The sequence below is a fragment of the Niallia sp. FSL R7-0271 genome (assembly GCF_038005785.1).
In the GTDB taxonomy this organism is placed as follows: domain Bacteria; phylum Bacillota; class Bacilli; order Bacillales; family Cytobacillaceae; genus Niallia.
The window spans coordinates 261,393-274,407 of record NZ_JBBOTZ010000001.1; the positions used below are offsets into that span (position 1 = coordinate 261,393).

A 13,015-nucleotide genomic window follows, 5' to 3' on the forward strand; every position below is an offset into this window, starting at 1 on the left:
AGATGGCGAAACATAATAGCAGTTTTCCGACAGGTCACGTAGCAGGATTTATCGTATCTATATTGCTGACTTTTGCAACAGTAGGTGCTGTAAGATATACAGATCTGCCTTTCGTGACAATCATGTGGATTATTGGTTCTTTAGCAGTTATCCAAGCACTTCTTCAGCTTTTCATGTTCATGCATTTAACTGAAGGTGAAGGCAAAATGCAAATGATTAATATCATTTATGCATTCTTCTGTGCGATTGTTGTTGCAGCAGGAACTATTTGGGTAATGACATCAGGACATGTTCATTACTAATTGATAAAAACCTCCGAGAAATCGGAGGTTTTTTTGTTGTTTTAAGCCTAGTACGAACGAACTAATTGAGAATAAAATGACTGGAAAATGGAAACTTGTTCAAGAAAAACCATTGACGATAATCAAAAAAATGATAAAATCAGTTTAAGAGCGTAAATGATAATGAAAATCATTTGAGAATTTTTTTTAGATAGAATTACTTTTTAAGGAGGCGAGTTGAGAGAGGTTTTTGACTCAATCTACCATCTATGAAGATAAGATATTTAGCCATCATGTTAATAGTGTTGTCAATCGCCTCCTTGTTTATAGGAGTTATTGATATTAATCCTTTGAGCATCTTTAAGCTGACAGAGGATCAAAAAGAAATATTATTAATCAGCAGGTTCCCCCGATTAATAAGCATTATTATTGCAGGTGTAAGCCTTAGCGTTTGCGGACTAATTATGCAGCAAATTACCAGAAATAAATTTGTGTCTCCAACAACAGCAGGCACGATGGACTGGGCAAGATTTGGCATTCTTATTGCGCTCATGATGTTCACAACTGCAACTCCGATTGTTAAAATGCTTGTTGCCTTCGTTTTTGCATTGCTTGGTACATTCCTGTTTATGCAAATACTGAATCGAATCAAATTTAAGGATGCCATTTTCATCCCGCTTGTCGGCTTGATGCTTGGAAACATCATCAGCTCCATTACAACATTCTTTTCTATGAAGAATGATCTTGTACAAAACATGTCATCATGGCTCCAAGGTGATTTTTCACTGATCATGGAAGGAAGATATGAGCTCCTGTACATAAGCATTCCTGTCGTCATTATCGCATATCTATATGCGAACAAATTCACAATCGCCGGCATGGGTGAAGAGTTTTCCACGAACTTAGGTCTTAACCATAAAAGAGTGGTAAATATTGGGCTGATTATTGTTGCCCTTGTTTCATCAGTTGTACTGCTCACGGTCGGTATGATTCCATTTTTAGGGCTTATCATTCCTAATATAGTCTCTCTCTACAGAGGAGATAACTTGAAGAACAGCTTAACGCACACAGCATTACTTGGTGCAAACTTTGTGCTGATATGCGATATCCTTGGACGGATAATCATTTATCCTTATGAAATCTCGATAGGTGTAATGGTTGGCGTTATCGGGAGTGCCATATTCCTTTATTTATTGATAAGGAGAAGAACGTATGAATCAGCCTAAGAGAAAACTTTTACTTCTAGCGATAATAGCCGTTCTGCTTATTGCAGTATTCATGCTGATAAAGGTGAGCAGTGTGAATTGGGAATATGTTATACCAAGAAGAGCAATCAAAATATTAGCAATATGCCTGACAGGCGGATGTATCGCATTTTCATCCATGGTTTTCCAGACCATCACTAATAACCGAATCCTAACACCGAGTATTCTAGGTCTAGATTCTTTGTATTTATTTATCCAAACGTTTGTAGTTTTCTTTTTCGGTTCACAGAGCTTAACGATGTTGAACAGTAATGTTAACTTTCTGTTATCAGTCGGGCTGATGATTCTTTTCTCAGTTGCCCTTTACTACTTGTTCTTCCGAAAAGGAAGTCAGAATATCCTGCTGCTTCTCCTGATTGGAATTATTCTTGGCAGCTTCTTCTCAAGTCTGTCATCTTTTATGCAGATGCTGATAGATCCTAATGAGTTTTTGATTGTTCAAGACAAAATGTTTGCTAGCTTTAATAGTGTAAATACGGATATTTTGACAATATGTATTGTGATAATTGCAGTGATTGCTATTTACGTGTCACGCTACAGCAAGTTTTTCGATGTAATGTCACTTGGAAAAGAGCAGGCAATCAATCTGGGAATTGATTATGATCGTGTTGTAAGAAATATGCTCGTTGTAGTTGCAATTCTGGTCAGTGTATCAACTGCTCTTGTCGGACCAATCACCTTCCTTGGATTGCTCGTCGTGAATCTTGCAAGAGAATTCCTTAGAACGTATAAACACAGCCAACTCATTGCAGGTTCCATCTTGTTAAGCATCATAGCCCTTGTTGGCGGTTTGCTCATAGTGGAAAGAGTGTTTACATTCTCGACAACAATCAGTGTTATCATCAACTTTGTCGGCGGAATTTATTTCATCTATTTATTGTTAAAGGAGAGAAGAGCATGGTAGAGGTCAAGAATGTCAGTAAACAATACAATGGAAAAAGCGTCCTTGAAAATGTGTCTCTTTCCATCGAAAAAGGAAAGATTACTTCCTTTATCGGCCCGAACGGTGCCGGGAAAAGCACATTGTTATCCATCATCAGCAGGCTGATTAAAGCTGACAACGGTGAAGTCCTGATTGATGGGCAAGATGTCTCCACTACAAAAAGCAATATTCTGGCAAAAAAGATTTCCATCCTCAAGCAGAGCAATCATATTAATATACGATTGACTGTTAAGGAACTAGTAAGTTTCGGAAGGTTTCCTTATTCACAAGGAAGACTGACGAAAGAGGATGAAACAGCCGTGGCAGAAGCAATTTCGTATATGGAGCTTGATGAAATTCAGCATAAATATTTGGATCAATTGAGCGGCGGTCAGAAACAGCGAGCATATATTGCGATGGTTATTGCACAGGATACAGAATACATCTTGCTCGATGAGCCGCTGAACAATCTGGATATGAAGCATTCTGTGCAAATCATGAAGGTTCTTAGAAGGCTTGTAAATGAGCTGGGAAAAACAGTTGTCATTGTAATTCATGATATTAATTTTGCCTCTGTTTATTCTGACAATATAGTGGCATTAAAGAATGGCAAACTAGTTAATAATGGTCCAGCAGACAGTATTATCAATCAAGCTGTTCTAAAGGATATCTATGAAATGGATATGCAGATTGAGGAGATTAACGATCATAAAATCTGTGTCTATTTCGCTTAAAATCATAAATTAATGACTGTAAAGCTAAGCGGAACTAATGGTAGATGTTCGATAAAAAGAAAGGAGGCAGTGTTTCTATGGAATACTTAAAAATAAGTCTCTTCGCCAGAAGAACCATAATAACACTACCATTAGCATTAGTACTTTTCTGTGTGACATTCTAGGAAAATGCACTAGGAAAATACTAATATCTCAATCATAGGATATTCTGTTTATCATTGCAATCAATTTAATTTAAATAATCTAAATATAATAATAGGGGTGTCTTAATTGAAGAAAAAACTATCTATATTATTCATAGCATTAGTTATGGCAGTATTAGCAGCTTGCGGCAATACTTCTACAAGCAGCAGTTCATCTGATAATGAAAAAGCAGCAGAACCAATTACAGTAAAACATGATTTAGGCGAAACAAAAGTTGATCCAAATCCAAAAAAAGTGGTTGTATTTGATATGGGTATCTTAGACACATTAGACAAACTTGGTGTAGAAGTAGCAGGTGTTCCACAAGACAGCCTTCCAGAGTATCTTTCAAAGTACAGTGACAGCAAATATACAAATGTCGGTGGACTTAAAGAGCCAGACTTAGAGGCAATAAGCGAATTGGCTCCAGATGTTATCTTTATTTCAGGCAGACAATCAGCAGCATATGAAGACTTAAGCGAAATTGCGCCAACTGTTTATGTGGGTGTTGATACGACTAAATATATGGAATCATTTAAGAGCAATATGGAACTAGTTGGACAAATCTTCGGTAAAGAAGATGCAGTAAAAGAAGAATTAGCAAATATTGATGAAACAATTTCAGCATTAAACGATAAAGCGAAGGCAGTAGAAGGTAAATCATTAGTAGTATTAGTAAATGACGGCAGTGTGAGTGCGTATGGATCTGGATCAAGATTCGGAATCATTCATGACGTATTTGGATTGGCTCAAGCAGATGAAAAAATTGAGGCTTCAACACATGGACAAAGCATTTCCTTTGAGTATATCGCAGAAAAGAACCCAGAATATCTATTTGTTGTAGATAGAGGCGCTGTTGTCGGCGGAGAATCCTCTGCAGAAAAAGTATTGGATAACGAGCTAGTTAACGGTACTGATGCAGCTAAAGACGGTCATATCATCTACTTAAATCCTAACTATTGGTACCTTTCTGGCGGTGGTTTGATTTCTACAGAAGAAATGGCGAAAGAAATCGATGCTGGTATTTCAAAATAATAATTTCTAAGATAGGAACCCGGTTTGCTTATAAGCAGAACGGGTTCTTTCATTTACAATTTATGAAAATGCTGCTATAGAGTTGCTTTTTCATAATTTTCGATAGAAAATATAAAAGAGAAAATATGTTTAAGATGGGCAAGGAGGATTTTCATGAGTATTCGATTTGGAATTATAGGAACAAACTGGATTACAGAATCATTTATTCAAGCAGCAAGTATGGTGGAGGAGTTCACTTTAGCTGCTGTGTATTCACGTTCAAAAGAAAAAGGTGAAGCATTTGCGCAAAAGTATAATGCAGAACATATATTCACAAGTCTGACTGAGATGGCAGAAAGTGATCAAGTCGATGCCGTATATATTGCAAGCCCCAACTCATTGCATGCGGAGCAGTCCATCCTTTTTTTAAAGAATAAAAAGCATGTTTTAACAGAAAAAGCATTCGCTTCGAATGTTAAGGAAGCGGAAATAATGATATCGGTTGCAAAAGAAAACAATGTGCTGCTGATGGAAGCTTTAAAGACAACCATGCTGCCTAATTTCAAGGTAATTCAAGAAAATATACATAAAATAGGGAAAGTTAGACGTGCTTTCGCAAGCTATTGTCAGTATTCTTCCCGCTATGACGCATACAAAGAAGGGAATATTCTTAATGCTTTCAAGCCGGAATTCTCTAATGGAGCATTAATGGATATCGGCGTGTACTGCATTTACCCAATGGTAGCCTTATTTGGAAAGCCTCAGTCTGTCAAAGCATCAAGCTATCTGCTTGAGAGCGGTGTCGATGGAGAAGGAAGCATCATTATGACCTATAAGGATATGGATATTGTGCTAATGTACTCTAAGATCACAAACTCCCTTATCCCATCAGAAATCCAAGGTGAGGATGGCAATATCTTAATAGATCAAATGAATACACCGCAAAAGATAGAGATAGCGTTCCGCAACGGGGAAAGAGAAGATGTTTCTGTTCAGCAAAAGGAAGAAGCTATGTATTACGAAGCGAAGGAGTTTATTGATACTATCCTTGCAGGGAAGACAGAATCGTCCATAAATTCCCTTGATTTATCCTTAGCTGTAATGGAAGTAATGGAAGAAGTAAGAAAACAAACAGGAATTGTGTTTCCTGCAGATAAAAAGTAAATCCTTGTTTAGACACTTAAAATAGCCTGGTGCTATTTTAAGAGAAAATATTGAAAGCGTTCTTACTGATTATGAAAAGGGGGAGAAAATGCATGAAATTATTCGGTGCAGTGGAGGCTGGCGGAACAAAATTTGTATGTGCGGCGGGAACGGAAACAGGAGAAATTAAGGAACGTATCTCAATACCTACTACTACTCCAGAAGAAACGATGCCAGAGGTAATTGCTTTTTTTAAAAAACATAAAGTGGAAGCAATCGGCATCGGCTCTTTCGGACCAATTGATGTAGATAATAATAGTCCGACATATGGCAACATCACGACAACTCCTAAGCTTGCTTGGAGAGATTACCCATTACTAAATGCGCTTAAGAAGGAATTTTCCATTCCAATGGGCTTCAATACGGATGTAAACATTGCAGCCTTAGGAGAAGCAGTTCTTGGAGCAGCTAAGGGACTTGACAGCTGTCTCTATATAACTGTAGGAACCGGAATAGGTGCAGGAGCAATAGTTCAAGGAGAGCTACTCCAAGGTTTAACACATCCTGAAATGGGTCACATCCTAGTGAGGAGACATCCTGAAGATAACTATAAGGGAAGATGTCCTTATCATGGAGATTGCCTTGAAGGATTAGCTGCAGGACCTGCTATTGAAGAAAGATGGGGCAAAAAAGCAATAGAATTAAGCGATAATGACAAGGTCTGGGAAATAGAAGGATATTATATTGCTCAAGCACTTATGCAATATATATTAATACTGTCACCGAAAAAAATCATCCTCGGTGGCGGGGTTATGAACCAGGAGCATGTTTTGTCACATATTAACCGCAATCTCAAGGAGCTTTTGAATGGCTATATCGAATTTCCCCAAGTCTCCTCAGATATAGACAATTATATTGTGAGACCGGGCCTTGGCGACAATGCAGGTATAACAGGCGGAATACTGCTGGCAAGCCGTGTATGGAAAGAAAGCATAAATAAATAATGAACAGGAAAAGCCTCCAGGGAAAACCCTTTTCCCTGAGGCTTTTTATTATTTTATCTCAAGCTGGACGAGAACAGGGCCGCCTGCAGGTGTAAATGTCTTCGTTATTTCAAAACCCCATTTTTGGTAAAGCCGGACTGCTGGCGTATTCTTCGCAGCAGTGCATACATGAACTGGTTTCCCCCGTTTTTCCAACAGGCTGCTTAGAAGTCTTGAAGCTACGCCTTGCTGAAAATAGGCAGGGTGAACAATGAGTCTGCTGATGAGAAGGATATTCTCTGTTTCCTCGTAAGAAAGAACACCAACCAATTCTTTATTAACCTTCCAGCCGATAAACACTTCACAGCTGTTCTGAATATGAAAGAGGCTCTCCTTTAATGGAGGCAGATCATCATATTCAATAAGATCAGCCTCCACTTGATAGGAAAGCTTTTGTAATTTATGAATAGCTCCTGCAGCTAATTCATCTGCTTGATTTAAATGGATAAGCATAAACATCAGCTCCTTTGTTGTTTCCTTTTATTATAAAGCTTAAGCATAATTTTGAAATTATGAACAAATTATTGCTAACCCATTAACATTCATTTAAACCTGTTCAAGAACTGTTGCATAGAGGAAGGAAAGCAGGTTTAATAAATAAAAAAGCAAGAGGCGGAGGGCAGCAAATATGAAAGTTTTAGTTGTAGAAGATAATATTGGTGTTTGCTCTATGTTAGAGATGTTTTTTGGGAAAGAAGGATTCAATGGAGTATTTCTTCATGATGGATTAGAAGGATATAAACATTTTATAAATAATGAATATGATATGGTTATTTTGGATTGGATGCTGCCGGGAATGGACGGAATAACAGTTTGTCGGAAAATTAGAGAAGTGGACCAAAATGTGCCGATTATAATGTTAACAGCAAAGGATACAGAATCTGATCAAGTTCTTGGTCTTGAGATGGGCGCTGACGATTATGTCACTAAGCCGTTCAGTCCGTTGGCGCTGACTGCGAGAATGAAAGCAATAATCAGAAGACAGGTAAAGGATAAAAATAGTTTGGAAGAAGCGTTAGAAACGAGTATCATTAAGATTAATAAGGAAACACGGGAAGTATATATTTCAGACAAGCTTATTCCTAATCTTACTCCTAAAGAGTTTGACCTTCTATCGTTTTTTGCACAGCATCCAAAACAAGTGTTTTCAAGGGATCAAATCCTTGAACAAGTGTGGGGCTTTCAATTTTACGGAGATGATCGTACAGTAGATGTTCATATTAAAAGGCTGAGACGGAAAATCGGCCGTGATAATCAGCCATTCTTTCACACTGTGTGGGGAGTAGGCTATAAATACGATGAAACGGTGGTAATGAATGAGAATTAAGTATTTATACCAGCAGCTGATCAGCCATATCAGTGTCATAGTAGTTGCGTTTTTAGTTGTAAGCATTGCCTCCACTCATTTTGTAGAGAAGGTCGTGCTCACCATTAAAGGACAGGAGCTTTATGATTATGGCATCAACATCCTGACAGATATTCAAGGAAACCAAATGCAGACCTCCGCTCAGGAAACACTGCTGAATTACGCAGATGTGCTCAAAAGCAGGGGCGTAACATTCGGGATTTTTGATACACAGCAAAATGTCATTGCATCTGTCGGCAAAAGAATTAATATAACGGATGAAGAATGGAATGCCATTAAAGACGGAGAGAACAATAAAGTAATTAAAAGCAGTACACGACGGGGCAATCAAGAAGTTACCCTTGTTGCTATTCCTTATAGTGTGAACGGAGAGGTGGAAGGTGGAATATTGCTGACCGCTCCTTTAAGTGATTCGAAGCAGCTTATAAATGAAATAAATAAATATCTTGTGTATTCTGTGTTTTTTGCATTTGGAGTAGCATTGCTGTTAAGTATATTGTTGTCGAGAATTCACGTGAGAAGGATTAAAAAGCTGCAGGAAGCAACAAGTCTTGTTGCTGTTGGAGACTACAGTGTCAGAGTTCACTCCTCGAACTTTGATGAGATTGGCGAATTAGCGAGTGACTTTAATTCCATGGTTGATCGTCTGCGTATTTCAAAGGAAGAGATAGATGCCTTAGAAAATCGACGAAGACAGTTCATGTCAGATGTATCTCATGAATTGAAAACACCGCTAACAACCATCAGCGGTGTTATCGAAGGACTCAATAATAATATGATACCTGAAGCAGAAAAAGGAAAAGGGATTACTCTTGTGAGTCAGGAAACGAAAAGGCTTATTAGGCTTGTGAATGAGAATTTGGATTATGATAAAATTCGCTCCAACCAGATAGTGCTGATGAAGGAAACAATTCAGCTTGGAGAAGTTCTGGAGATTATTCAAGAACAGCTTTATACACAGGCAGTCGAGAAAAATTTGGCAATCAATGTCGATGTGGCGGATGATATTTATATTTATGCCGATTATGACAGACTGATTCAAATTATTATGAATATCACGAAGAATAGTATTCAGTTTACAGATGCCGGCGAAATTTGGTTAAGAGGCAGAACGGATGAAAGTTATACAATAATAGAAATCAAAGATACAGGTATTGGAATGGACCCAGCAGAAATTGAAAATATTTGGAAGAGGTTTTATAAGGCTGATATTTCAAGAACGAATAATCCATACGGAGAGTTTGGGTTAGGGTTATCGATTGTAAAACAGCTTGTACAGTTCCATAATGGGAAAATTGAAGTAAGCAGCCAAAAAGGAGCAGGAACGAGATTTACGATTTATTTTCCAATATTTAAATAGGAGAGATGCTTCTGATTATGCTGGGTAGTAAGGTTTATGCTTAGCGTAATCAGAGCTTTTTTACTATCTGCAGCAACAGTAGGTGGAAATTCTCTATTTCGTCCTTAATTTTTCTAGGTCTATTAAAACTTTGTTAATAATTTATTCATATATAAGTTTTATTATATAAACATGAAATCAAAACAATAATTAATTTCTTCTTATAGATGATGCATAGTTGGTAATTATTATAGGAGGTATAAAACGATGAATGAGTTTGAAAAAAACAAAGAGAATATGAACGGAGAACAGGACTTTGAAAGCAAAAATGAGAGTGTGAACGAAGAACAAAATGTTGAAATGCAAAAAGAGCTCACAAACAATGCTGAGTTTACGGCAAGAAAGGAAGAAGACAAAGCGAATGATGAAGCAGTTGATTTAAACAAGCTGGAAGAAAATCCAATAGTAAAATCAGAGAATCAGGAGGATGACAGCCAAAATACAGGTATGTCCGACTTCGATAAGGCAGATGCGATAGCTCGTGAATATGAAAAAATGGCAAGTGACGCCGAGGAGGAAAGACTTGCAGCCCAAAAGCAGATTCACGTTCAGCAAACAATGGCAGCAGCTGCAACAGCTGAAGAGCCTTCTGGCAAAAGAAGCAAGGAGCGGCCGTCAGCAGGCAGTCCTAAATGGAAAGGGTTCTTTTCCTTGCTGGCAGCCGGTGTTGTCGGGTCTGCATTGACATTTGTTGCTGTTCCACATACGAATTTGCTTGATGGGCAGTATGAAAAGCTGGAACAACAGGTAGAGGAATTAAGTAGTAAAGTTGGCAATAGCAGCTCTAGCTCTAATAATATAACAGCACAGACTACATCAGCCCAAACTTCTGACAGTTCAACGTCCATTGCAGATATGGTTGAGTCCTCTTCTAAGGCAATTGTTGGAATTGTGAATGTTCAGCAACAAACAACGAGCCAATTTTCCCAAAGCACGTCCACTGACGTCGAATCAGGGTCAGGCTCTGGAATCATCTTTAAAAAGGATGATAAATATGCGTACATTGCTACAAACAATCACGTGATAGAAGGTGCGAATTCATTAGAGATCTCACTGTATAACGGTGATAAGACAAAAGGGAAATTAATCGGTGCAGATGCCCTTACTGACTTGGCTGTTGTCAGAATTGATGCGAAGTATGCTACGGATGTAATTAATTTTGGGGATTCCACTACACTGCGCCCAGGTGATCAAGTTTGGGCAATCGGTAACCCACTTGGCCTTGATTTATCGAGAACAGTTACACAAGGTATTGTAAGTGCGGTGGACAGAAGTATTACTGTTAACACATCTGCTGGTGACTGGGAGTTTAACGTAATTCAGACAGATGCGGCGATAAACCCAGGGAACAGCGGAGGTGCCTTGATTAACTCTGCAGGCGAGGTTGTCGGCATCAACAGCTTGAAAATCTCAGAGGATGGAGTAGAGGGGCTTGGCTTTGCAATACCAAGTAATGATTTGCTTCCAATCGTCAATGAAATCATTGAAAATGGCGAGGTAGAGCGTCCATATATCGGTGTCGGACTGGCAAGCTTAGAAGAAGTTCCGCAGATGTACTTGCAGGACCTTCCTGACTCTGTAACAAAAGGAGTTATGGTAACAAATATTGATTCTAACTCTGCGGCAGCTAAAGCAGGTCTTGAAGTACAAGATGTAATTGTCTCCATAAACGGAACTGAACTAGAAGGGTCTTCTGACTTGAGAAAATATCTATATACGAAAGTGGATATCGGCGATAAAGTAAAAATGGTCGTATATCATGATGGCAGTAAGAAGACAGTAGAGCTGACTTTAACGAGCAACAGCAGCAGCACTAATTAAGAGGCTTGTTTCATACTAAAAATCCCATCTGGTAAAATTACTAAAAATCAGATGGGATTTCTATTTTTGTTAATATTTTTGTAATATTTTTATGGTATGATGTATTTTATGTGGCAGTGGAATTGTCATATCTATTATGATAGTTTTAGTTTATTAAAATATAGTTTAGAGAGGACACAGGATGAAAAACAAAAAGATCATTTTACCCATTTTAGCAGTAGTACTAATAGCGTTGATCGTTGTTGCTGTTATTCTAGTTCAGAAGAATAACACAGTAGCATCTATCGATGGAGAAAAAATCACGCAAGATGACTTAAACGAGGCGTTGAATAAGCAATACGGGACATCTATCCTTGAGACTTTAATTGCTAATAAAGTAGTTGATTTAGAAGCGGAAAAAGAAAAAGTTAAGGTAACGGATAAAGAACAAGAGGACGAGCTTAACGAGCTTATTGAATCTTCAGGCGGCGAAGATGCTTTCAATGCTGCATTAGAAGCGAACGGTGCATCTAAAGCAGATATCGAAGAAGAGCTGTTGCGCTATTTGAAAATCAAAAAATTGCTTGAGCCAAGAATCGAAGTTACGGATGATGAAATCCAGGCTTACTTTGATGAAAACAAAGCAAGCTTTGACACTCCTGAGCAAGTAGAAGCAAGTCATATTCTAGTTGCTGACGAAAAAACAGCAAAAGAAGTGAAGCAAAAGCTTGATGACGGTGAAGATTTCGCTGATCTTGCAAAAGAATACTCAACTGATACAGCAACAAAAGAAAACGGCGGTGAGCTAGGATACTTCTCATCTGGCCAAATGGTTGAAGAGTTTGAAAAAGCTGCTTTCGCTATGGATGTAGATGAAATCAGTGATCCAGTTGAAACAACAAACGGCTGGCACATCATTAAAGTAACAGGCCATAAAGATGCAGTAGAAGCTAAATTGGACGATCATAAAGATGAAATTAAAGATACAGTGTTCGAGAGCAAAATGAACACAGAATACAGCACATGGTTGGAAGAAGTAAAAGCTGACTACGACATCAAGAACAACTTGGATACTGCTAGCACAACAAGTGCAAGCTAATGAAAAAAGCGACTTTCCTGTAAAAGGGAAAGTCGCTTTTTTATGCTTAAAGAGGATTGATATCCATATCTGGAAGCTGAAATGGATTAGTGCTGTTAATATGGTCCGGAAACAATATACCGTTTAAATGATCGATTTCATGCTGAAATATAATTGCTTCATAGTCTTTCAGTTTAATTTTTACTTCTTTCCCGTTAATATCATAAGCCTTCACTGTAATTCTTTTAAAACGGGGCACATAGCCAATGACAGGTCTGTCAATAGAGAGACATCCTTCGCTGTCAGGCAGGTATATCATGCTTGCAGAGTGGCTGATGATTTTTGGATTGATTAGCATATGCTCAAAGTTATTGCCATTTTCACCTTTAATAAAGGCCGCAAACATCCTTTTGTTAAGCCCGATTTGATTTGCGGAGATGCCGACACCGGGACGAAGCTTATACTTTTTAGCAAGGCTAGGGTCCTGGCTGTTTTTTAAGTATTGCAGCATGCACAGAAGCTCTTGTTTATCCTCCTCGGTTGGCGGCAGTGAAAGTTCAGGCATTTTCTCTCTGAGGATATCATCACCTTCTCTTACGATATCCTGCATCGTTATTACATATGATTGATTGTACTTGCTCATGTATTTAATCAACTCCATTATTGTCCTTTTATAGTCGAAAAACCATATAAGTAAAATAGCAAAAGAATGGATGGAAGTCTAATTCTAACTTACGGGATCATCATAAAAATAATGTCTGTTTTCTTCAAGTTAATTTACAATAAA

Annotated in this window: 13 protein-coding genes; 11 read left to right on the top strand and 2 right to left on the bottom strand. The window is 38.1% G+C overall.

The window, feature by feature from the left end; translation table 11 throughout:
• The first annotated feature begins 2 nt into the window (after positions 1-2).
• The 7 genes from qoxD (at position 3) to MKX82_RS01445 (ending at position 6,546) form a co-directional block, all read left to right on the top strand.
• Positions 3-302, top strand: a complete 300-nt coding sequence (gene qoxD, locus MKX82_RS01415; RefSeq protein ID WP_233316884.1) for a cytochrome aa3 quinol oxidase subunit IV — start codon at positions 3-5, stop codon at positions 300-302.
• 248 nt (positions 303-550) lie between these two features.
• Entirely contained in the window at positions 551-1,507 is a 957-nt protein-coding gene (locus MKX82_RS01420) for an ABC transporter permease (protein ID WP_233316885.1), read from the top strand.
• On the top strand, positions 1,494-2,450 hold the full coding sequence (locus MKX82_RS01425; protein WP_237940573.1) for an iron chelate uptake ABC transporter family permease subunit: 957 nt from the start codon (positions 1,494-1,496) through the stop codon (positions 2,448-2,450). The genes MKX82_RS01420 and MKX82_RS01425 overlap by 14 nt, the downstream gene beginning before the upstream one ends.
• Positions 2,444-3,202, top strand: coding sequence for an iron ABC transporter ATP-binding protein (locus tag MKX82_RS01430; RefSeq protein WP_233316887.1), 759 nt, complete (start codon positions 2,444-2,446; stop codon positions 3,200-3,202). Before MKX82_RS01425 ends, MKX82_RS01430 begins: the two co-directional genes overlap by 7 nt.
• A 270-nt stretch (positions 3,203-3,472) precedes the next feature.
• Positions 3,473-4,420, top strand: coding sequence for a siderophore ABC transporter substrate-binding protein (locus MKX82_RS01435; RefSeq protein WP_282581412.1), 948 nt, complete (start codon positions 3,473-3,475; stop codon positions 4,418-4,420).
• 153 nt (positions 4,421-4,573) lie between these two features.
• A complete protein-coding gene (locus MKX82_RS01440; protein WP_233316888.1) occupies positions 4,574-5,563 on the top strand; it encodes a Gfo/Idh/MocA family protein in 990 nt (329 codons plus the stop codon).
• A gap of 92 nt (positions 5,564-5,655) precedes the next feature.
• The gene (locus MKX82_RS01445) at positions 5,656-6,546 is read left to right on the top strand and encodes an ROK family protein (protein ID WP_233316889.1); all 891 of its coding nucleotides are present in this window, start codon (positions 5,656-5,658) and stop codon (positions 6,544-6,546) included.
• A gap of 48 nt (positions 6,547-6,594) precedes the next feature.
• Here the strand turns inward: MKX82_RS01445 and MKX82_RS01450 are convergent, their stop codons facing one another.
• Positions 6,595-7,038 carry a GNAT family N-acetyltransferase gene (locus MKX82_RS01450; protein ID WP_233316890.1) on the bottom strand — a complete coding sequence of 148 codons (444 nt, stop codon included), beginning with the start codon at positions 7,036-7,038 and terminating at the stop codon, positions 6,595-6,597.
• Between the two features lie 175 nt (positions 7,039-7,213).
• Between MKX82_RS01450 and MKX82_RS01455 the strand changes: the two genes are divergently transcribed.
• From MKX82_RS01455 to MKX82_RS01470, 4 genes are all read left to right on the top strand, one after another.
• Positions 7,214-7,912 (top strand): response regulator transcription factor, encoded by a 699-nt coding sequence (locus MKX82_RS01455; protein WP_233316891.1) that lies wholly within the window; start codon positions 7,214-7,216, stop codon positions 7,910-7,912.
• On the top strand, positions 7,902-9,311 hold the full coding sequence (locus tag MKX82_RS01460) for a sensor histidine kinase (protein ID WP_233316892.1): 1,410 nt from the start codon (positions 7,902-7,904) through the stop codon (positions 9,309-9,311). The genes MKX82_RS01455 and MKX82_RS01460 overlap by 11 nt, the downstream gene beginning before the upstream one ends.
• Positions 9,312-9,557: 246 nt before the next feature.
• Positions 9,558-11,171: a trypsin-like peptidase domain-containing protein gene (locus MKX82_RS01465; RefSeq protein WP_341074624.1), complete on the top strand. Its 1,614-nt coding sequence runs from the start codon at positions 9,558-9,560 to the stop codon at positions 11,169-11,171.
• A gap of 181 nt (positions 11,172-11,352) precedes the next feature.
• Complete coding sequence (locus MKX82_RS01470; protein ID WP_233316893.1) at positions 11,353-12,249, top strand: peptidylprolyl isomerase; 897 nt, start codon at positions 11,353-11,355, stop codon at positions 12,247-12,249.
• Between the two features lie 46 nt (positions 12,250-12,295).
• Here MKX82_RS01470 and def read toward each other — a convergent pair whose 3' ends face one another.
• Positions 12,296-12,871 carry a peptide deformylase gene (gene def / locus MKX82_RS01475; protein ID WP_341074626.1) on the bottom strand — a complete coding sequence of 192 codons (576 nt, stop codon included), beginning with the start codon at positions 12,869-12,871 and terminating at the stop codon, positions 12,296-12,298.
• Between the last annotated feature and the right edge of the window lie 144 nt (positions 12,872-13,015).